Genomic DNA, 20,476 nt, shown 5'->3' with positions numbered 1-20,476 from the left:
CAATTACTTTGTTAATAGGTGTTGGTAATTAGTTTAAAGGAGTAGCGCTATGCGCGTGAGATCCCGTTTATATTCGTTTGTATTTTTATCCGCGACATTCCCATTGATGGCAACAAGCGCGGCTCATGCGGCTGAAGTTTGCAACGTCAAAACAGCCCGGCAATCTGTATCCACTGAAACGCTTTGTAGTTGCAAGGTCGTCGACAAGCGGATGCTGCGCTACATTCAGCGCCGTGCCGACTTTGAGGATATCTTAGCCCGCACGTCGCAATCCTGTCCTCTGTTCGCTGCGATATTGACTGATATCCCAACGGCAACCGTTGCAAGGAACCGCACCAGCGACGGCGACGACAGAAGCACTTCAAATAGTAGCAGTGGTTCGACCGGAACCAGCGGCGGTGCCGGAGTGTCCGGAACAAGCGGTGAATCCGGCGATGGCGGCGACGGCCGCAGTGGTGACAGCGGCGGCAGCGGCGGCAGCAACGGTAGCAACGGTGGCGGCAGCAACGGCAGCGGCGGTAGCAACGGCGGCACGGATTCCGGTAGCGGTAGTGGCGGTGGTGGCAGCAACGGTGGCGGCAATTCCGGCAGCGGTGACGGAAACGGCGGCAGCAACGGCGGCGGAAACTCCAGCAGCGGTGACGGAAACGGCGGCAGTAATGGTAGTGGTAACTCCGACAGCGGCAGCGGTAACGGCGGCAGCAATGACGGAGGACACTCCAATGATGGCGACGGCAATGGCGGCGGCAATGGCAACGGTAATGATGGCGGTGGCAGCGATGGAAGCGGCGGCGGCGACGGTGGTGGCGGCAGCGACGGTAGCGGCGGCGGCGACGGTGGTGGCGGCAGCGACGGCAGCGGCGGCGGTGCAGGCGGCGGTGGCAGCGATGGCAGCGGTGGTGGCGCCGGTGGCGGAGGTGCCGATGGCAGCGGCGGTACTCTCTGACGCGGTAAATCGCAATGCAGCCTGAAATTTCGGGCTGCACCTCAAAAGCGCCGAACACGTCTCGAGATTCCGTCTAAAAGACAAAGGGGCGACAATTGTGTCGCCCCTTTTGCCGTGCAAAAACAGATAGATCAGTAGAAAGCCTTAGCTTCTTCCGTACACACCAACCCAATTGCTTGGCTTCGCCGGATCCTGCATCCGGAGGAACAAATACCGTGTGGCCGACCAAGGTTTGATCCGATTGGTCAAATTGTCCAGCACCAGATCCCCCTGAGCAGAGCGATACACAAGAACTGCATGTGCGTTGCGGCGCGTATCCAACACCGTCGCGATCAGCAATTTATTTGGATCAACGCCTGCCCTAATCAGATCTCTTTTCTTCAAAAGTGCAAAATCCTCGCAATCCCCGCCACGCGTTGTCGGCAAAGCCCAACGCTCGGTGGTTCGGTACTGTGTCTGATCCGTAACCGCGCGCGTCGTTGCATTGACCTGACGGTTAATCCGCTCAATGATATGCATTTCCTGCTGGGACGTCATGCGCACCGACACTTTACTGGCGCATGCCCAAGCGTACTGTCGGCACAATTGCTGTGCACCCGAAGGCGGAGGGGACGCCGCGAGGGTCCGGATGAAGTTGCCTTCACTTGCATCCACATGAGACCCGACAAGCGTGGCCCCGCAAACCAATGCCGCAATCCCCACGGCACGACCTGAATGTGTTTTCATCCGCCCAAGAGCGGCCTTGAGTCCGATATCTACCGATTTCATGCCTGAACCTCGATCCCTGTCTACGCAACGATTGACGACAAACAGGACCGTATTCGATTAGAAAAAACTAATGGTAAACGGTAGCGCTTGTACAATCTGGGGCGAACGTGAAGGGGAAAAAAGGCGGAATTTCGTCACTCAATTTGGCCATTTCGCGCAAGAAATGAGGACAATTCGCCACAATCTAGGCGGGGAAAATACCAATAACTCGCTTTGAGATGCAATAAGGCGCTGGAATCACAAAGATTCCGCATGAGTCGAGAATTGCCACAATACAGTTCACTTCACTTGTGAACAGTTCGGCTGAATTCCGCCCATGAATGTATCTGATCGGCGGAGAATCCACCGACCAGACCGGGCTCATTTTCAATCGGTAATTTCTACAACAACCAGTTCACGCTCACTTGCGCCGCGTGCGTGGTCCAGGGCCTGCTGGTATTCCGGTGAATAATAGCACTCGACCGCGGCCTCGACGGATGGGAATTTGGCGACCACATTTCGCGGACGTTCTTTCCCCTCCAGTTGGACGTAACGTGCGGCACGGGCGATGAACGCACCGCCGTGCTTGGCAATCGCAGGCCCTGCGAGTTCCGCATATTTCGCATATGCGTCCGTGTCCGTCACGGTGACGTGGGCAATCCAGAGTGCGGCCATCTTATCCTCCCAAAACCTGTTCTGCGGCTTTGATCGCCGCATCTGAGTTCGACGCGTCCTTGCCACCGCCCTGCGCCATGTCGGGGCGTCCACCGCCGCCCTTGCCGCCCAGTTCTGCGACGGCCGCACGAACCAGATCAACGGCTGAAACCTTGTCGGTAAGATCGGCTGTCACACCGGCGGCCACAGCAGCCTTACCGCCCGCATCCGCGATCAGCAAAACGGCACCGGACCCCAAACGGCTTTTGTGCTCATCAATCAGCGCAGGCAGGTCCTTGCCCGATACACCGTTCAGCGCCTGCGCAAGGAAGGCCACCCCATTCACATCACGCGCTTCGCCGCCACCCTGCCCGGCCCCGCCGGCCATGGCCAGATCACGGCGCAGCTGCGCTACTTCGTTTTGCAGCGATTTGCGTTCATCGAGCAGCGCCTTGACGCGGCCGACAACGTCATCCGGCTGCGCCTTCAGCTCCGATGCGATCTGACCCAGACGCTGATCCTGCTGGGAAAGATGCCGCAGCGCCTCGTCGCCGGTTAGCGCTTCGATCCGGCGCACTCCCGCACTACTGGCGCTATCGCCCAGAACCACAAAAGTACCGATGTCACCAGTCTGGCGAACATGCGTACCGCCACACAGCTCAATCGACCAGGTCTCACCATCCTGACCCTTGCCGGTCGGAGCTTTGCCCATGGACACAACCCGGACTTCGTCGCCGTATTTTTCGCCAAACAGCGCCTGTGCGCCCAGTTCGCGCGCATCATCGGGGGTCATGATCCGCGTTTCGACAGTCGAGTTCTGACGGATGAAGTCATTTACATCGCGTTCGACCTTTTGGATCTCATTCGCGCTCAGCGCCTTGGAATGGCTGAAGTCAAAGCGCAACCGGTCGGCCGCGTTCAGCGAGCCGCGCTGTGCAACATGATCGCCCAGCGTTTCACGCAGCGCCTCGTGCAGCAGGTGCGTGGCCGAGTGGTTCGCGCGAATTGCCGTACGCCGCGCATGGTCGACCTCAAGCTCGACCGCGTCACCTTTGGACAAAGCGCCCTGATCAACGGTAACTTTGTGGGCATAGATTTTGCCATTAGCGAATTTTCTGGTGTCCTCGACCCGCGCCATGTCATCGCGTTCTTCAAGACGACGGATTTCGCCAGTATCACCGATCTGACCGCCAGCTTCGCCATAAAACGGCGTCTGGTTGACAATCACCCAACCGGATCCGCCCTTTTCAATTGTGTCGACCAATGCACCATCGACCATCAAAGCGGCAATCTGCCCTTCGGCCTTTTCCGTGTCATAGCCCAGAAAATCCGTAGCTCCGGCAGTATCCAGCACATCAAACCACACTGCCTGATCTGCAGCCTCACCCGAACCGGCCCATGCCGCACGGGCCTTGGCTTTTTGTTCGGCCATGGCCGCGTCGAATCCGTCCGTGTCCACGGAACGACCCTTTTCGCGCAGGGCATCCTGCGTCAGGTCCAGTGGGAATCCATACGTGTCGTACAATTTGAATGCCGCATCACCCGGAAGCGCCGCGCCCTCGGGCAAACCTGCAACTTCATCATCCAGGAGTTTCAGACCACGATCGAGGGTTTGCTTAAACCGCGTTTCCTCCAACAGCAGCGTCTCTTCGATCAACGGCTGCGCCTGTCCCAACTCGGTGTATTGCGCTCCCATCAGCTGCACCAGACTTGGCACCAGCTGATACATAACCGGATCTTTCGCCCCCAGAAGATGCGCATGACGCATAGCACGACGCATGATCCGGCGCAGCACATAGCCACGCCCGTCATTGGACGGCATCACGCCATCAGCGATCAGGAAGGATGTCGCGCGCAGGTGGTCCGCAATTACCCGGTGGTGCACATTCTGGTCGCCATAGGGGTCAACCCCGGTGGCATGAGCAGACGCTTCGATCAATGTCTTGAACAGGTCGGTGTCATAGTTGTCATGGCTGCCCTGCAGCAGCGCGCCAATCCGTTCCAGCCCCATGCCGGTGTCGATCGACTGCATGTCGAGTTCGACCATCGAGCCGTCCTCGAATTGCTCGTTCTGCATGAAAACGATGTTCCAGATTTCAATGAACCGGTCGCCGTCTTCGTCGGGCGATCCCGGAGGGCCACCCCAGATGTGATCGCCATGGTCGTAGAAAATCTCGGTACACGGTCCACACGGACCAGTCGGACCCATCTGCCAGAAATTGTCGCTAGTGGCGATGCGGATAATCCGGTCTTCGGGAACGCCGACCTTTTTCCAGATCTCGAACGCCTCGTCATCCGTGTGATACACCGTTGCCAACAGGCGGTTCTTGTCGATGCCGAATTCCTTGGTGATCAACTCCCACGCAAACGGAATCGCCTCGTGTTTGAAGTAATTGCCGAAGGAAAAGTTGCCCAGCATTTCAAAGAAGGTGTGGTGCCGCGCGGTATAACCAACGTTATCGAGGTCATTGTGCTTACCGCCGGCGCGCACGCATTTCTGTGCCGTCGTGGCGCGCTGATAATCACGGGTTTCAACACCGGTAAACAGGTTCTTGAACTGCACCATGCCCGAGTTCACGAACATCAATGTCGGGTCATTGCGCGGAACCAGCGGGCTGGACGCGACAATTTCATGCCCCTGTTTGGCAAAATAATTCAGAAAGGTTGAGCGGATATCATTCAGCGTGGGCATATGGCTCTCTCGGCGCGCAATCTCAGTGTTCTGAAATGGTTTATCCCCGTCCCAAAGGATAGTCCACAAAGATAAACCGGCCTTATTTTTGAAGGGCTAGAAAACCCGTCAACAAGATCCGTACACACCAATAGTACAAGATCACCGTATGCAGAACGAGTTAAGGCGGCCACGCGGACCGCCTAGTTTCGAGTATTTCAATTCTTGCAAAACCGGGGGATTTTTGCGGCCCCCAATTGGGCTGTTACGCCTCGAGGATGTCATCTTCCTCCGCAGAACCGGGTGGCATGTCGAACTCCAGGCCGTGCGCGGCCCGAATCTTGTCTTCGATATCCAGCGCAATGCGGCTGTTGTCGCGCAGGTATTGCTTGGCATTCTCACGCCCCTGCCCGATCCGTTCGTCGCCATAGCTGAACCACGAGCCCGATTTCTCGACCACTCCAGCCTTGACGCCGAGATCCAGCAACTCACCCATCTTGCTGATGCCTTCGCCATACATGATGTCGAATTCCACTTGCTTGAAGGGCGGCGCCACCTTGTTCTTGACCACCTTGACGCGCGTCTGGTTGCCGACAACCTCATCACGATCTTTGATCGCGCCGATGCGGCGAATATCCAAACGAACCGAGCTGTAGAATTTAAGCGCGTTACCACCAGTCGTGGTTTCGGGGCTGCCGAACATAACGCCGATTTTCATGCGGATCTGGTTGATAAAGATCACCATGCAATTCGAGCGGCTGATTGAGCCTGTCAGTTTACGCATCGCCTGGCTCATCAATCGGGCCTGCACGCCAACACTGCTGTCGCCCATGTCGCCTTCGAGTTCCGATTTCGGCGTCAAAGCCGCAACTGAGTCGACGACAACCATATTCACAGCGCCCGAACGCACCAGCGTATCGGTGATCTCAAGCGCTTGTTCACCGGTGTCAGGCTGCGAGATCAACAGTTCATCAAGATCGACGCCCAGCTTACGGGCATATTGTGGGTCCAGCGCGTGTTCGGCATCCACGAATGCGCACACACCGCCACGTTTTTGCTGTTCTGCAATGCAATGCAGCGTCAGCGTGGTCTTGCCCGAGCTTTCCGGGCCATAAATCTCAACAATCCGACCCATCGGCAGACCACCAATACCCAGCGCGATATCCAGGCCCAAAGACCCGGTCGAGCTTGCATCGATGTCCTGCTTGGCATCCTCGCCCAGCTTCATGATCGAGCCTTTGCCGAACTGCCGTTCGATTTGCGCCAGCGCGCTATCAAGCGCCTTTTGCTTGTCTGCGTTTTTCTTGTCGCTCATTGTCAGAAGATCCGCCATTGTCCTGTCGCCTTCTCTTTTGTCACACCCATGATCGGGCGGCAATCACTGCTTTGTTCGCCTCTTGTTCCTTATGGGACCAAAAAGAGAACATTTCAACTAAAACTTACAATACTTACTGTTCGGCAATTGTGTTAAAGAGTCGTTTACGCCAATCTGCGACTACTAAATTAGGCGGCGAAGGGCGAATAAATGCTTGTTTTCTATAAGGAACGCCTTGCGTTTCTGGCAGTTCCAAAAACAGGCAGCGCAGCCTATCACACTGCCCTGAGCGCGCGGGCCGACTTTGTCGTCACCGGCCCGCCCGAATTGAAACATGCGCCTGTTCGCCGTTATGACAGGTTTTTTCAAAACATTTTTCGCAAAATGTATGACACCGAAATGGAAATCATGGCCGCGGTGCGCGAACCTATCGACTGGCTCGGCAGTTGGTACAAATACCGCAGCCGGGACGACCGCATTGGGCACCCGCATTCAACCCGCGACCTGAACTTTGATGATTTTGTTCAGGGTTACATGCAAAACCCCCGCCCGGAATTCGCAGATGTCGGCAGTCAGAGCCAGTTTTTCCGCACCCGAAACAACGGTTTCGGTGCGACGCATGTTTTTAAATACGAAAATCAAGATAAGATACTAAGCTTTCTTCAGGACCGGTTGAACATGGAAATCACCCTGCAGCGCGAGAATGTCTCACCAAAGCGCGACCTATTCTTGTCGCCGGAAACGGAAAAGAAGTTCCGCAAGCACCACGCCGAGGAGTTTTCCTGCCACGACGCGGCGCGTTAATCAGTTCAGTTGGTTAAACACAGCCTCGGTCAACTTCGTCAAAGAGAACGGCTTGGGCAAAAAGGTGGAATTCGCAACCTCGGGGCCTGAATCGCCAAAGGCGCCTTCGGTGTAGCCGGACATGAAAATCACCCTCACATCCGGGCGGGTCTCCATCGCTTTGCGCACCCAGGTTGGCCCGTCCATGCCGGGCATAACCACGTCTGTCACAAAGGCATCCACATGCACCGACCCATCCTCCAGCAGGTGCAGCGCCTCTTCGGCGGACCCGGCTTCGAGCACGGTGTAGCCCTTCAATCGCAATGCACGTGTGGCAAAGGCCCGAACAGGGGCCTCATCCTCGACCAGCAGAACTACGCCTTCACCCTGCCGGGACGTTGGGTTTTCCGGAAGGCTGGCGATATCTTGATCAATTTTCTGCGGTGCGGTTGAAACCGGCAGATACACGGTAAATTCGGTTCCCTTGCCCTGAATACTGTCGACAAATATGAACCCTCCGGTCTGCTTGACGATGCCATAGACCGTCGACAGTCCAAGACCGGTCCCCTCACCCGTGCGCTTGGTCGTATAGAATGGCTCAAACACTTTTTGCAGCTTGTCTGCGGGAATGCCCGTGCCGCTGTCGATCACTTTCACGGTGACGTATTCGCCGGGTTGAACCGTTGCACGATCCCGCCGGAACGGTTCGGTCAGAGACATAACCTCGGTCTCGATACGTACCTCGCCCCCTTCGGGCATCGCATCCCGTGCGTTCACGACCAGGTTCATAAACACCTGCTCGAGCTGTCTTTTGTCTGCGCGTACAGGCTTCAGCACGGGATCATGGCTTAACGTCAGGCGAACCTTTTCGCCCACCAAGCGGTTCAAAAGATGGATCAGATCAGAGATCGTATCCCGGAGGTCCAAAACCTCGGGCTGCAAAGTCTGCTTTCGCGAGAATGCGAGAAGTTGACTGACCAACGCCGCGGCCCGGTTGGCGTTCTGGTTGATCTGAACCAGGTCACCATAGTTCGGATCATTTTGATCGTGCCGCAGCAGCAATAGATCGCAATGCCCCGAAATCGCAGTCAGAAGATTGTTAAAATCATGCGCCACGCCGCCCGCCAATTGCCCGACGGCCTGCATCTTTTGCCCTTGCACGAACTGAGCTTCCAGTGTCTTCAACTCGGTCGCATCATTCAGGACAGCGATCAGACAAATCCGCCCCTTGCACGTCACCCGGTTCAGTGTGACCTGCACGAAAACCTCTTTATCCTGACGTGACAGGCGCAGAAATTCTGACCTCGGAACGGCATTCTCTTCGGTCGCGGCGCGGGTCAACCAATCCAGAATGGGATAGCCAAGCCCGTGCATGATTTCGGCCACGTTCGACTTGCCCGGCTGGATCTCTCCGATCAGCTTAATCGCCATCCCGTTCGCATCCAAAATTTCGCCTTCGGGGGACAAACACATCACCGGCACGGGCAGTTCAGCGAATGGGGCATCGCCCTCGGATGGGCGCGCAGATTTCATCGGCAACAATAGCAGATCGCGCACAGTGCCCGAGCGGGACAGCTCGGACACGGTCACGGGCACCTGCCCGTCCAAGGTTTCAGCAAGCGAGATTTCACCCGGTTGCGGGATGTCATTGGGAAATATCCTACCCATATCGTCGGGCCTGTGACCCAGAATGGCCTCTGCCATTCCATTCACCCGCAGAATTGTCCCGTTCCGACCCTCTGTCAGCACCGGAACAGGGGCGTCATCCCATTGCCCGCCTTCGTCCAGAAGGAACCGCCAGCAGAACACATCCTGCCCCACGCTGAACACCGAGATCGGGATTGTCGAGCCAACGGTCACGATATCTTCGCGGGCGCGTTCGTGGATTTCCGCGATGGATTGCAAGCGCAGCAGGATCGCTGCGGGATTAGCGAATCTGGATTTCAGGCAATGCTGCAATCGCGCACCTGGAAAAGCGTTTAACTGTGCCTTTGCACGTGTGTTCGCGCTCAGAATATCGCCATTTGCGTTGGCGATCACTGTCGGACACAAGTCCTGTTCGGTGAAGACGGCCATCACTTCTGCCGAATTACGCGCCGTTCGGTCGGCCGTGAATCCCCGAAAAACAACCAGTAGGCCGGCGGCCAGTAACGACACACCAGCAACAACAAGACCCGTATTCCAGGCGGTCGGCAAAACTTCTGTCAACGGTGTTAAACTCAGCAATGCGCCCAAAACAACGAGTGGCACAAGGCGCGAGAAGGCCGGTGTTTTTCTTGAGGTCGGCTCAGAAAAGATCTCTGCAGTGTCGGACATTAACAACTCAGGTCAAAAGGCTTTGTCACACTCGGCCCGAATTTGGTTAACGCCCCCTTAAGGACAGCGGAAACTTCTACCTAAGGTTGCTATTCAATGACGCACTATCGCGTCAAGTGCGACGTAAAGAACCCGTCTGCACCGTGTGTCACAAGCCACGACTTTCGCACCGTTTCGGTCCAGTCGGGATTCAGTTTAAGAAATCCGTCGACAATATTGCCGTTTTCATCATCCAATATGGAGCAGGTCGCATAGGCTATAATTCCACCCGGTCCAACCAGTTGAGCGGCGGAATTCAGGATGTCGGACTGTAGTGCATTCAGCGCGTGCAAACCCTCTTCGGACAGCGCCCATTTACCTGCCGGGGCACGCCGCCACGAGCCGCTGCCCGAGCATGGCGCATCCGTCAGGACAATATCGAACGGAGCCTGACGGGCTACATCTTCCGGCTGCAGGCAGGTAACACGCACACCGGCCCGTTTGGCCCGCATCGGCAGATCGCGCATGCGCCCTGCGTTCACATCATGCGCAAAGACCTCGACACCCGAATGGGCCGCCAGAGCCAAAGACTTGCCACCACCGCCAGCGCAATAATCCAGAACACGCAGACCTGGCTGCAGATCTAGCGCTGCAACCACGGCTTGGCTGGCTGCGTCCTGCAATTCGACCAGACCTTCGGTATAGGCGCGGCTTTGGGCAACTTTTCGGGCCCCTTCAGTGACCTCTAGGGCGGTTTCACACGCCGAATGTTCTTTCGCGCAAATTCCGTCAGCACTCAAAGCAGCAATCGCACCAGCACGATCGGTTTTGGCAAGGTTAGCCCGCAAATGAACAGGTGCACGGGTTTGCAATACCTGTGCCGCCGCCTCTGCCTGATCCCCGAGCGAGGTTTGAAAACGCGGCCAGAGCCATTCGGGGATGTCGCACCGCTCGGAATCCGAGCTGAACGCGCGCGGTGCATCGGCGGCGGTTAACGGCTCTGGCGTATATCGTTCGCCTGTAAACAGCGTCTCGGGATCACCGCCGTTTGACCGGATCGAACCGATCATCAACCCGCGCCCGGTTTCTGCCCCGCCCAAGGCCGAGAAGGACCGTTTGCAACGCAGCGCTTCAAACACGTGATCGCGCACGGCGGCCCGGTCTTTCGAGCCCGCAAACCGGCTGCGGCGCGCCCATCCTGTCAAAGCCTTTTCAACCGGTGCGCCGGCAAGGATGTCATCTAAGATTTCAATCGAAGCCTGAACGCGCGCTGCTGGGGTCATAAGATATTTCCGATTTCTCTGCTAAACCCTAAAAACGCAAATCGGCGCCCGCGTTGGGGCGCCGTGCTGCAAACTCTGTTGCGTCACATTACCCGGTAGTTCGGGCTTTCACGCGTGATCTGAACGTCATGCACATGGCTTTCTTTCAGGCCAGCGCCGGTGATTTTGACGAAGTTACAGTTCTTGCGCATTTCTTCGACCGTTGCACAGCCGGTATATCCCATCGCTGCGCGCAGGCCGCCAACCAGCTGGTGAACCACCGCACTGGCCGATCCCTTGTAGGGCACCTGCCCTTCGATCCCTTCGGGAACCAGCTTGTCGCTGGCTGCGTCTTTCTGAAAATAGCGATCCGCCGACCCGCGTGCCATGGCGCCAAGGCTGCCCATTCCGCGATAAGATTTGAACGAACGGCCCTGGTACAGGATCACCTCACCCGGGCTTTCATCCGTTCCCGCGATCATCGAGCCAACCATTGCGCAGGATGCGCCTGCCGCGATTGCCTTGGCGAAATCGCCCGAAAATTTGATGCCACCATCGGCGATGACCGGAACATCCCCGGCAGCCGTCGCACAGTCCATGATCGCTGTCAGTTGGGGTACGCCGACGCCTGCCACCATCCGGGTTGTGCAGATGGAGCCCGGCCCGATGCCAACCTTGATTGCATCCGCCCCGGCATCGATCAGTGCCTTGGTGGCCTCGCTCGTCGCTACATTGCCCGCAATGATCTGGACCTCGTTCGAGAGTGTCTTGACCCGCCGCACCGCGTCCAGAACGCCCTGCGAATGCCCATGAGCAGTATCGACCACGATGATATCAACGCCCGAATCCACCAACTGCTCGGACCGTTCGAAACCAGAATCACCAACAGAAGTCGCCGCAGCGACCCGCAGGCGTCCCAGCCGGTCCTTACAGGCGGTCGGGTTCAGCACGGCTTGCTCGGTATCTTTCAGGGTCAGCAGGCCTGTCAGCTTGCCCTCACCATCGACCACCAGCAGTTTTTCGATCCGGCGGGCTTTCATCAGGCTCTTGGCCTCCTCCAGATCTGCAGGTTCCTGCAGCATCGCCAAATTGTCCGATGTCATCATCACGTGAACCGGCGTCTCGTCCGAGGTCGCAAAGCGCATATCGCGATTGGTCAGGATACCCACGACGCGCCCGCTTTCATCGACGACCGGAAAGCCGGTAAAGTTATAGCGCTGCACCAGCGCCTTCGCGTCCGCCAGCGTTTGGTTCACGCTCAGCGTGACCGGGTTGTACACGATGCCCGACTCAAATCGCTTCACGCGACGAATCTCTCGGGCTTGCTCTTCGACCGTCAGGTTCTTGTGAACAACGCCAATACCGCCTGCCTGCGCCATTGCGATGGCCATGCGCGCCTCGGTCACCGTGTCCATGGCCGAGCTGAGCAGCGGGATGTTCATCGTGATTTCACGCGTCACACGCGTGGCTGTATCCGCCGTCGCCGGCAGCACCGACGAGGACGCCGGAACCAATAAAACATCGTCAAAGGTAAGTGCCTCACGAATCTGCATCTGTTAACCCCATGCAAAAGCCCGTTTGGCGGTGACCCTATTTCATGGATTTAACCTAAGGAAAAGCCCCTGACCTAAACTAGTTTCCCTTCGCTGGCCGATACCGCGGCAAAAAACGACGCAAGACGTTCAAAACGTGCCGCTGAATGGCCTTTCCCTTTGCGCACAAACCCATATCTTGCCGGGCATACGTGCGAATACAAAAGGCAGGCCAAAAATGACCACCGACCCCCTTGTTGTCTTTACTCCGTCAGGCAAACGCGGGCATTTCCCCGTGGGTACCCCGGTTCTGACTGCTGCACGGCAGTTGGGTGTGGATCTGGATTCGGTCTGCGGCGGCCGTGGGATTTGTTCGAAATGTCAGATCACACCCAGCTATGGCGAGTTTCCTAAACACGGCGTAACAGCATCCGAGAACGCGCTGAGCGAATGGAACGCGGTCGAACAGCGTTACGATGACAAACGCGGCTTGAAATCGGGCCGTCGTCTGGGCTGTCAGGCGACAGTTCAGGGAGACATCGTGATCGATGTCCCACCCGAAAGCCAGGTCCACCGTCAGGTTGTTCGCAAGGCCGCCACCGCGCGGGCCATTACGATGGACCCGGCAACCCGGCTGTATTTCGTAGTGGTAGAAGAACCCGACATGCACTCGCCAACAGGCGATCTAGAACGGCTGGAACGCGCGCTGCGCGAGCAGTGGAACATTGACGCCATCACCGCCGATCTTTCGCTGATGTCCAAGCTGCAGCCCGTCCTGCGCAAGGGCAAATGGGAGGTCACTGTTGCCCTCCAAAAAGGCCACAAGGATGAAGCGGCGCGCGTGGTCGAAATCTGGCCCGGATTGCATGAACATGGGCTTTATGGTCTGGCCATCGACCTCGGCTCGACCACAATTGCGGCGCACCTGACCGATCTGGAGACCGGCGAGGTCAAAGCGTCCTCGGGCCTGATGAACCCGCAGATCCGCTTTGGCGAAGACCTTATGAGCCGCGTTTCATACTCGATGATGAACCCCGGTGGTGATCAGGAGATGACCAGGGCCGTACGAGAGGCGATAAACGATTTGACCACCTCAATTTCTGAGGAAGCCGGGATTAGTTCCGAGCTGATCGTTGAAACCGTTTTCGTCTGTAACCCGGTGATGCACCACCTGTTGCTGGGTCTGGATCCCGTCGAGCTGGGACAGGCACCTTTTGCCCTGGCGACATCAGAAAGCATGTCCCTGCCTGCGCGTGAGATGGACCTGACTAATATGAACCCGCGCGCGCAGGTCTACATCTTGCCGTGCATTGCGGGCCACGTCGGCGCCGACTGCGCCGCAGTGGCACTGTCGGAGGAACCGGGAAAGTCCGAAGACCTTGTGCTTATCGTGGACGTGGGCACCAACGCTGAAATCCTGCTGGGCAATACCAGCCGCGTCTTGGCGTGTTCCTCACCCACCGGCCCGGCATTCGAAGGCGCGCAGATCAGTTCCGGCCAGCGTGCCGCGCCTGGGGCGATTGAGCGCATCGAAATCGACCCTGTCACCAAGGAACCGCGCTTTCGCGTGATCGGGTCCGAAAAATGGTCCGACGAGGAAGGCTTTGATCAAGAGATAGCCACAAGCGGCATTACCGGCATCTGTGGCTCGGGCATCATCGAAGCGGTCGCCGAAATGCGTATCGCCGGATTGCTGGACGAAAGCGGCCTGATCGGATCTGCAGACCAGACCGGCACGCCCCGTTGTGTACCCGAAGGCCGCACCCACGCCTATCTGATCCACGACGCCAGCGCCGAGGGCGGTCCGCGCATCACGGTCACGCAGGGCGATATCCGCGCCATCCAGCTGGCCAAATCCGCGCTCTATGCCGGTGCACGCCTGTTGATGGATGAAATGAACGTCGACACGGTGGATCGCGTTGTGCTGGCCGGGGCGTTCGGCGCGCATATTTCGACCAAGCACGCGATGGTTCTGGGTATGATCCCCGATGCGCCCTTGAACAAAGTCTCAAGTGCAGGCAACGCGGCTGGCACCGGTGCGCGGATTGCCTTGTGCAACATTGGTGCCCGGTCCGAGATTGAGCGTGTCGTGCGTGAGATCACCAAGGTCGAAACGGCCATTGAGCCGAAATTTCAGGACCATTTCGTTGCCGCCAATGCCATCCCGCACAAGACGGATCCGTTCCCGGAATTGTCGCAAGTGGTCACTCTGCCCTCGCCCTCCTTCAATGCCGGTGGTGGAGAAGAAGGCTCTGGTCGCAGACGGCGCAGGCGGTCATAGTCACCCCTGACATAAGGGAGGCGACATGCAGATCGCAAACGAGGAACAGGCGGAATATTGGGGGAAGTCCCCGTCTGGAGCCAAATGGCTGACCTATGAGGACCAGCTGGATCAACTGATGGCCCCGGTCCTTGATCTGGTGCTAGAACGTGCCGGATTAAAACCCGGCATGCGTGTTCTGGATATCGGCTGTGGTACGGGTGCAAGCGCGATCGCCGCCGCACATTCCGTGGGGCCAGAAGGCCACGTTCTGGCTGCAGATGTCTCGCAGCCATTTCTGGACCGCGCATCGGCACGGGCATCCGATGCCGGATCGCAAAACATCACCTTCCAGTTCGCCGACACCCAGACCTACGCCTTTGAAGCAGCGGACCGAGACACCATGATCTCGCGATTTGGGGTCATGTTTTTTGAGGATACGGTTGCCGCCTTTACCAACATGACCCGCGCGCTAAAGCCCGGCGGCACGATGACCTTTGCCGCCTGGGGGCCATTGCCCGGAAACCCATGGTTCAGAATGCCCCATATCGCGGCCTCGGAACGGCTGGGCACGCCGCCCAAGGTCGACCGGAATGCACCGGGCCCCTTGGCGTTTCATGATCGTGAGCGTGTTACCGGGTTGCTGGAAAAGGCAGGTCTAAGCAATATTCGCGCCGATTCTGTTAACCTTATGTTGGACTTTCAAGGCTCTTTGCTGGATTGCGCCGCCTTGTGTACCCGTGTTGGCCCCGCCGCCCGTGTTATTACCCATTTCGACGGTAAACCCGAAGACGTGACTGCGATCCAACACGCCGTCGCCGAAGCGTTTCACCCCTTTGCCAAAAATGGTGCGGTGCACATCCCGGCTGATATCAACCTATTTCAGGCGCGTCGCCCGGAGTAAATGACCACAGACGCAACCACGCCCAAAGCGCTGATTTCTAAGCTTTTCCGATGACAAACTGAGTTCTGGAGCGGGTAGCGGGAATCGAACCCGCGCGTTCAGCTTGGGAAGCTGACAGGCTACCATTACATCATACCCGCCGCGTCTTTCACCGATATCACCAGAGGCTTATCGACTTCAAGAACCCATCATCGGAAAAGCGGCACCGCCTTGTTCCGTCCTGACACACCCCATCCTTCGAACAGGACATCGCACCTGGTTCCGTGAAATAGAAATACCTTCTGCCTCAACGCCAGTTGCGCTTGCAGATCGACCAGCTCCACGAGGTATTCTTTTTTCCAAACGCTTGCTTTAGTCAGAGTCTGCCTGTGTTGGGCGACGATGTTGGCTCATCTTCGTACGTGACGGGTATCGCGATATCGCCACTAATCTAGCGATCTTGTCAGGTTCCGGCGGCGATCAGCACAAATACGAAAAAAGGCCGGACACATGGTCCGGCCTTTGTTCACTGGAACAAGTGATTGGATCAGGCGCGACGACGACGCCCGCCACCACGACGGCCACCTACAGCGCCCGCTGCGCCGGCCTCTTCCGGGGATTTGTTGAACCGAATCCACTCGCCACCATGCGGGTCATTATTGGTCAGCAGGTTGGCGGCACGGATGGCTTCCATTTCCTTACCGGCGCGCGGCTTGGTCGAGCCCAGACCGAACAGCTGACAGAAAGTTTCGTCATCCATGTCCGCAGGCAGAATGATCCCCTTGGCTTCGACCTCGGCCTTTTTCTCGGCCAGCTTTTTGGGACCCACAGGCAGCGCCACCGGGTTCATAATTGCCGACGTCATACCTGCGCCCATTGCCATCGGCAGGAACGCATTGTTGATGCCGTGGCGGTTTGGCAGACCAAAGGACACGTTCGAAGCACCACAAGTGGTGTTTACGCCCAGTTCTTCGCGCAGGCGACGGACCAGCGCAAAGACCTGCTGACCGGCGGTTGCCATCGCACCGATGGGCATCACCAGCGGGTCAACGACGATGTCATGCGCCGGGATACCGAAATCGGCGGCCCGCTCAACAATCTTCTTGGCCACTTCGAAGCGCACATCGGGATCTTCGGAAATACCGGTGTCATCGTTCGAGATCGCAACAACTGGCACGTTGTATTTTTTGACCAGCGGCAGAACCAGTTCCAGACGATCTTCTTCGCCGGTGACCGAGTTCAGCAACGGACGGCCCTCAGCAGCTTCAAGACCAGCTTCCAAAGCGCCGGGAACGGACGAGTCGACACATAGCGGAACGTCAACCAGACCCTGCACCAGCTCGACGATCTTGCGCATCAGTGGTGGTTCGGTCTCGTTCGGGTTGGGGTTCGAGTTGTAGACAACGCCCGCGTTAATATCCAGAACGGTTGCTCCGGCCGCAACCTGCGCAATGGCGTCCTTTTCAACGGTTGAGAAATCGCCGGCTTCCAGCTCGGCCGCCAGTTTCTTACGGCCCGTCGGATTGATCCGCTCACCGATCACGCAGAACGGTTCGTCAAAGCCCAGAACGGCAGTTTTTGTTTTTGATTCTACGACTGTACGCGTCATGTCCGTTCCTTAGGAGTTTACAGGCTTTGCCGAAGCGCCGCCGTTATTGATGGCCCAGTTGGCGTTGGTCTTGATGCCGCCAAGCGGGAAGAAGTGTACATTGGTGATGTTGAAATCCGGGTTGGCCGCTTTGTGGTTGGCCAGCTCGGTGATCACATCGGTCGGCTCATAAGGCAGCAGCAGCTTGGACACATCCATCGCACGCTTTTGCAGGACCTTCAGCGACGGGCCAACACCGCAGGCGATGGCAAACTTGATCAGCGTCTGCAGCTTGGCCGGACCAGCGATACCGATATGGACTGGAATATCGATACCAGCTTCTTTCAGACTGTCGGCCCATTCGATAATCGGTTTGGCTTCAAACGCGAACTGCGTTGCCAGCGCCATTTCGGCATCCGTGGTTTCGCTGAATTTCTGCTTCCAGCGCAGTGCGTCGTCGACATTCTTGGTCGAGCCGTCGGGGTCGATATCCTTGTTGCCTTCGGGGTGACCCGCGACGTGCAGACGCTTAAAGCCCGCCTTGTCGAACAGACCGGTTTCCAGCAGCTGCATCGAGCTGTCGAAATCACCATGCGGAGTCGTGACACCACCGGCTAGCAGCAGCGCCTGATCAACGCCTGCCTCGCCCTGATACATCGAGATCCAGTTTTCCAAAGTCGCCGCATCCTTGATGATCCGCGCCGGGAAGTGCGGCATCACTGGATAGCCTTCGTCGGCGATCCGCTTGGCGGTTTTGACCATATCCTCGATGGGCGTGCCTTCGATATGAGCAATGTAAACGCGGGTGCCTTCTGGCAGCAGCGCGCGGAAATCTTCGACCTTTTCGGCGGTGCGGGGCATCACCTCGATCGAATAGCCTTGCAAAAAGGCTTCGACGGTCGGGTTTACAGGGCCGTTTTCGACCGCATCACGTTTCTTGAAGTTCAGCAAAGCCATTGCGGCCTCCCATAGATGTCTCGGGCTCATGCCCAACCGTCATTGGCGATCAGGGCTTTGATGCGGTCCTGATCGTATTCTGTTTCCAAACGCGTGGCTTCGGCCTCGGCAATCTCGGACGGGTCGCCGTCGACTGCAAAGGGGGCCGCCTTGCGCCACTCGGCCAGATAGGCATCGCTATCCTTGGCGTTCACCTTCATGGCCGCGCGGTCGATGGCTTGTTCGAACCGTTCCTCCAATTGCCGCTTTGCGCCACGACGGCCTTTGCCGACGATGACTTGGGCGGGAATATCGCGCCAGTAAACAATGGTGACGTCAGGCATTGCGTTTGATTCCTCCTAACCAGATGGACCGGTTCTAAACGTCTATGTGGGGGCAAGTCGGTCGATTTTCGACACACGGAGCATTTCCAGCGACGTTTTTGCCCGCGATGGGATACCGGGGTTGTAACGAAGACTGAACCAAACGCGCATATCAAAATTCTCATCACTTTAATGAGCGTCTTGCACGACGCACACGCCCGACCTATGGTCGGGGTAACTCGAAAATCGGAGGGCGTTTAATATGGCGCCCAAGCGTCCCAAAGGTGCGGGCGCGTTCCCGAAGGCGGTCGAAAGCCCCGCGCCGGCAAGACCCGATCCAGATGCGTTATATGCGGCGCTGGATTTGGGGACAAATAGTTGCCGCATGTTGATAGCCCAGCCCAAGGGCAGCGGCTTCCATGTGGTCGACAGCTTTTCCAAATCCGTGCAGTTGGGCGCGGGTTTGGAACGAACCGGACGATTGTCTCGGTCCTCCATGGCGCGCACCATTCAGGCGCTGCGCATCTGTCAGCAAAAGCTGAAACGCAACAAGGTCAGGCGCATGCGTCTGGTCGCGACCGAGGCGTGCAGGCGTGCCAAAAACTCACGCGAATTCATCCGACAGGTCAAACGCGAAACCGGACTGACGCTTGAGATCATCCAGCCCGAGGAAGAGGCGCGCTTGGCCGTGATCTCCTGCGCGCCGTTGGTGTCTACCAAGACCGATCAATTGTTGGTCGTGGATATTGGTGGCGGATCAACCGAACTGGTTTGGATCGACATCTCATCCGTACCGCGCCGGGACCGCCCCGCCGCGATCATGCGGCTGCACCATGGGTTTCACACGACTGACAGCCCCTTCCCTGCGGCAAAAGTCGTCGACTGGATCAGCGTACCCCTGGGTGTTGCAACCCTGCGCGATCAGTTCAACGACGTCGAAGATGACTCCGCTCGCTTTGCTCTGATGAGTTGGTTTTTCGAAGAAAATCTCGCCGATTTCGCACCTTACAAGGACGAGCAAGCCCGCCTCGGGTTCCAGATCGTCGGTACCAGTGGCACGGTTACAACCGTTGCGGCCTCGCACCTGGGGCTCAAGCGCTACGACCGGACCAAGGTCGATGGTTTGCGCATGACCAGCGATCAGATTGACAAAGTCATACGAGGGTATCTAGAACTCGGCCCTCAGGGTCGCCGACGTGATCCCCGGATTGGGGATGACCGGCAGGCGCTGATCATGTCCGGCTCGGCCATTTTGCAGGCGCTGTTAAGATGCTGGCCTACCGACCGCCTTTCCGTGGCGGACCGGGGGCTGCGCGAAGGCCTGCTCTATGCGCAGATGAGCGCGGACGGCGTACTGGAAGACGGACCGTTCTGATGGCGAAGACACCAAGTGGCAAAAACAACTCGGGGCGCGGGCAGCGTGACCTGAAGGTCAAGGTAAAGACTGCACGCGGGCGTAAGCTCAGCTCGACCCGTTGGCTCGAGCGGCAGCTGAACGACCCCTATGTGAAACGTGCGCAGGTCGAAGGGTACCGTGGGCGCGCAGCGTTTAAGATATTGGAGCTGGACGAAAAGTACCGGTTCCTCGTGCCGGGTGCACGTGTCGTCGACCTGGGCTGTGCGCCGGGTGGATGGTTGCAAGTCGCGGTCAAACGAGTGAATGCGCTGGGCGAACGTTCCGGCAAACGGATAGGCACAGTTCTGGGTGTCGACCTGCAAGAGGTCGAACCGGTCGCAGGTGCCGAGGCACATGTGCTGGACTTCATGGAAGACGATGCCGACGACAAAGTCAAAGAGTGGCTGGGCGGCAAGGCTGACGTGGTGATGTCCGACATGGCCGCGTCGTCATCTGGGCACAAGCAAACCGACCACATGCGCATCATGGCTCTGTGCGAAACGGCGGCCTATTTCGCCTTTGACGTACTGGAAGAAGGCGGCACGTTTGTTGCCAAGGTTCTGGCCGGTGGCGCCGAAGGCGATCTGCAAAAGCTGCTAAAGCAGAAATTCGACAAGGTTGCGAATGTGAAACCACCCGCGTCGCGCTCGGACAGTTCCGAGAAGTTCGTGGTCGCAACCGGGTTCCGGGGCTAGATCAGTCGTCCAGCGAAATCCGATCCTCTGTCAGCACCTGTTCGCGCAGTGAAGCGGCGGCAATACCTTGTATCAACAACGCTTGGCCGTGATTGATGTATTCCGGTGGTCGGGCTCGCAATTCCTCGATCCGTTGCGACAAAGCCAGTGGCTTTTTGAGCTTGGACGTGTGGACCGGTTTGAGAAACAT

Annotated in this window: 17 protein-coding genes and 1 tRNA gene; 6 read left to right on the top strand and 12 right to left on the bottom strand. The window is 57.7% G+C overall.

Annotated elements, in window-relative coordinates; translation table 11 throughout:
• Positions 1-211: 211 nt before the first annotated feature.
• The gene (locus tag DK510_RS22790; protein ID WP_160116489.1) at positions 212-946 is read left to right on the top strand and encodes a hypothetical protein; all 735 of its coding nucleotides are present in this window, start codon (positions 212-214) and stop codon (positions 944-946) included.
• Positions 947-1,090: 144 nt separating this feature from the next.
• On the opposite strand, the gene DK510_RS09555 is transcribed toward DK510_RS22790, so the two are convergent.
• The 4 genes from DK510_RS09555 to recA form a co-directional block, all read right to left on the bottom strand.
• Complete coding sequence (locus DK510_RS09555; protein WP_234998999.1) at positions 1,091-1,714, bottom strand: transglutaminase-like cysteine peptidase; 624 nt, start codon at positions 1,712-1,714, stop codon at positions 1,091-1,093.
• Between the two features lie 366 nt (positions 1,715-2,080).
• The gene (locus tag DK510_RS09550; RefSeq protein ID WP_109311866.1) at positions 2,081-2,368 is read right to left on the bottom strand and encodes a DUF1330 domain-containing protein; all 288 of its coding nucleotides are present in this window, start codon (positions 2,366-2,368) and stop codon (positions 2,081-2,083) included.
• Between the two features lies 1 nt (position 2,369).
• Positions 2,370-5,039, bottom strand: coding sequence for an alanine--tRNA ligase (gene alaS / locus DK510_RS09545; RefSeq protein WP_109311865.1), 2,670 nt, complete (start codon positions 5,037-5,039; stop codon positions 2,370-2,372).
• A 244-nt stretch (positions 5,040-5,283) separates the two neighbouring features.
• Positions 5,284-6,351, bottom strand: coding sequence for a recombinase RecA (gene recA / locus DK510_RS09540; RefSeq protein ID WP_108858591.1), 1,068 nt, complete (start codon positions 6,349-6,351; stop codon positions 5,284-5,286).
• 192 nt (positions 6,352-6,543) lie between these two features.
• Between recA and DK510_RS09535 the strand changes: the two genes are divergently transcribed.
• Positions 6,544-7,137, top strand: coding sequence for a gamma-glutamyl kinase (locus DK510_RS09535; protein WP_109311864.1), 594 nt, complete (start codon positions 6,544-6,546; stop codon positions 7,135-7,137).
• On the opposite strand, the gene DK510_RS09530 is transcribed toward DK510_RS09535, so the two are convergent.
• From DK510_RS09530 to guaB, 3 genes are all read right to left on the bottom strand, one after another.
• Positions 7,138-9,432: a PAS domain-containing sensor histidine kinase gene (locus DK510_RS09530; RefSeq protein ID WP_109311863.1), complete on the bottom strand. Its 2,295-nt coding sequence runs from the start codon at positions 9,430-9,432 to the stop codon at positions 7,138-7,140.
• A 104-nt stretch (positions 9,433-9,536) separates the two neighbouring features.
• A complete protein-coding gene (locus tag DK510_RS09525) occupies positions 9,537-10,694 on the bottom strand; it encodes an RsmB/NOP family class I SAM-dependent RNA methyltransferase (RefSeq protein ID WP_109311862.1) in 1,158 nt (385 codons plus the stop codon).
• 83 nt (positions 10,695-10,777) lie between these two features.
• The gene (gene guaB, locus DK510_RS09520) at positions 10,778-12,226 is read right to left on the bottom strand and encodes an IMP dehydrogenase (protein ID WP_058271691.1); all 1,449 of its coding nucleotides are present in this window, start codon (positions 12,224-12,226) and stop codon (positions 10,778-10,780) included.
• Positions 12,227-12,443: 217 nt separating this feature from the next.
• Here guaB and DK510_RS09515 point away from each other — a divergent pair, with 217 nt between their 5' ends.
• Together DK510_RS09515 and DK510_RS09510 are read left to right on the top strand one after the other, a co-directional pair.
• Positions 12,444-14,486 carry an ASKHA domain-containing protein gene (locus DK510_RS09515; RefSeq protein WP_109311861.1) on the top strand — a complete coding sequence of 681 codons (2,043 nt, stop codon included), beginning with the start codon at positions 12,444-12,446 and terminating at the stop codon, positions 14,484-14,486.
• A gap of 25 nt (positions 14,487-14,511) precedes the next feature.
• Entirely contained in the window at positions 14,512-15,369 is an 858-nt protein-coding gene (locus DK510_RS09510; RefSeq protein WP_109311860.1) for a class I SAM-dependent methyltransferase, read from the top strand.
• A 66-nt stretch (positions 15,370-15,435) separates the two neighbouring features.
• Here the strand turns inward: DK510_RS09510 and DK510_RS09505 are convergent.
• The 4 genes from DK510_RS09505 to DK510_RS09490 all read right to left on the bottom strand — a co-directional run bounded on the left by DK510_RS09505 (position 15,436) and on the right by DK510_RS09490 (position 18,216).
• Positions 15,436-15,509: transfer RNA gene (locus tag DK510_RS09505), tRNA-Gly, on the bottom strand.
• A gap of 386 nt (positions 15,510-15,895) precedes the next feature.
• Positions 15,896-16,957: a methyltetrahydrofolate cobalamin methyltransferase gene (locus DK510_RS09500; RefSeq protein ID WP_058271694.1), complete on the bottom strand. Its 1,062-nt coding sequence runs from the start codon at positions 16,955-16,957 to the stop codon at positions 15,896-15,898.
• Positions 16,958-16,966: 9 nt separating this feature from the next.
• Positions 16,967-17,893, bottom strand: a complete 927-nt coding sequence (locus tag DK510_RS09495) for a 5,10-methylenetetrahydrofolate reductase (protein ID WP_109311859.1) — start codon at positions 17,891-17,893, stop codon at positions 16,967-16,969.
• A gap of 26 nt (positions 17,894-17,919) precedes the next feature.
• The gene (locus tag DK510_RS09490; RefSeq protein WP_058271696.1) at positions 17,920-18,216 is read right to left on the bottom strand and encodes a virulence factor; all 297 of its coding nucleotides are present in this window, start codon (positions 18,214-18,216) and stop codon (positions 17,920-17,922) included.
• A gap of 241 nt (positions 18,217-18,457) precedes the next feature.
• On the opposite strand from DK510_RS09490, the gene DK510_RS09485 reads away from it, so the two are divergent.
• Together DK510_RS09485 and DK510_RS09480 are read left to right on the top strand one after the other, a co-directional pair.
• A complete protein-coding gene (locus DK510_RS09485; protein WP_109311858.1) occupies positions 18,458-19,570 on the top strand; it encodes a Ppx/GppA phosphatase family protein in 1,113 nt (370 codons plus the stop codon).
• A complete protein-coding gene (locus tag DK510_RS09480; protein WP_058271698.1) occupies positions 19,570-20,286 on the top strand; it encodes an RlmE family RNA methyltransferase in 717 nt (238 codons plus the stop codon). The genes DK510_RS09485 and DK510_RS09480 overlap by 1 nt, the downstream gene beginning before the upstream one ends.
• 1 nt (position 20,287) lies before the next feature.
• Here the strand turns inward: DK510_RS09480 and DK510_RS09475 are convergent, their stop codons facing one another.
• Positions 20,288-20,476, bottom strand: coding sequence for a hypothetical protein (locus DK510_RS09475; protein ID WP_058271699.1), 189 nt, complete (start codon positions 20,474-20,476; stop codon positions 20,288-20,290).

It is taken from the genome of Ruegeria sp. AU67 (assembly GCF_900312795.1).
Classification (GTDB): Bacteria; Pseudomonadota; Alphaproteobacteria; order Rhodobacterales; family Rhodobacteraceae; genus Ruegeria; species Ruegeria atlantica.
The sequence above is the reverse complement of the archived record's forward strand: the minus strand, read 5'-3'. Positions and strand labels throughout refer to the sequence as shown.

Bases quoted from the DNA above. Each gene is read 5' to 3' on its own strand.
- DK510_RS09485 (WP_109311858.1), top strand. From the start codon at position 18,458: ATGGCGCCCAAGCGTCCCAAAGGTGCGGGCGCGTTCCCGAAGGCGGTC.
- alaS (WP_109311865.1), bottom strand. From the start codon at position 5,039: ATGCCCACGCTGAATGATATCCGCTCAACCTTTCTGAATTATTTTGCC.
- DK510_RS09525 (WP_109311862.1), bottom strand. From the start codon at position 10,694: ATGACCCCAGCAGCGCGCGTTCAGGCTTCGATTGAAATCTTAGATGAC.
- DK510_RS09535 (WP_109311864.1), top strand. From the start codon at position 6,544: ATGCTTGTTTTCTATAAGGAACGCCTTGCGTTTCTGGCAGTTCCAAAA.
- recA (WP_108858591.1), bottom strand. From the start codon at position 6,351: ATGGCGGATCTTCTGACAATGAGCGACAAGAAAAACGCAGACAAGCAA.
- DK510_RS22790 (WP_160116489.1), top strand. From the start codon at position 212: ATGCTGCGCTACATTCAGCGCCGTGCCGACTTTGAGGATATCTTAGCC.
- DK510_RS09550 (WP_109311866.1), bottom strand. From the start codon at position 2,368: ATGGCCGCACTCTGGATTGCCCACGTCACCGTGACGGACACGGACGCA.
- DK510_RS09475 (WP_058271699.1), bottom strand. From the start codon at position 20,476: ATGTTTCTCAAACCGGTCCACACGTCCAAGCTCAAAAAGCCACTGGCT.
- DK510_RS09555 (WP_234998999.1), bottom strand. From the start codon at position 1,714: ATGAAATCGGTAGATATCGGACTCAAGGCCGCTCTTGGGCGGATGAAA.
- DK510_RS09515 (WP_109311861.1), top strand. From the start codon at position 12,444: ATGACCACCGACCCCCTTGTTGTCTTTACTCCGTCAGGCAAACGCGGG.
- DK510_RS09495 (WP_109311859.1), bottom strand. From the start codon at position 17,893: ATGGCTTTGCTGAACTTCAAGAAACGTGATGCGGTCGAAAACGGCCCT.
- guaB (WP_058271691.1), bottom strand. From the start codon at position 12,226: ATGCAGATTCGTGAGGCACTTACCTTTGACGATGTTTTATTGGTTCCG.
- DK510_RS09480 (WP_058271698.1), top strand. From the start codon at position 19,570: ATGGCGAAGACACCAAGTGGCAAAAACAACTCGGGGCGCGGGCAGCGT.
- DK510_RS09490 (WP_058271696.1), bottom strand. From the start codon at position 18,216: ATGCCTGACGTCACCATTGTTTACTGGCGCGATATTCCCGCCCAAGTC.
- DK510_RS09530 (WP_109311863.1), bottom strand. From the start codon at position 9,432: ATGTCCGACACTGCAGAGATCTTTTCTGAGCCGACCTCAAGAAAAACA.
- DK510_RS09510 (WP_109311860.1), top strand. From the start codon at position 14,512: ATGCAGATCGCAAACGAGGAACAGGCGGAATATTGGGGGAAGTCCCCG.
- DK510_RS09500 (WP_058271694.1), bottom strand. From the start codon at position 16,957: ATGACGCGTACAGTCGTAGAATCAAAAACAAAAACTGCCGTTCTGGGC.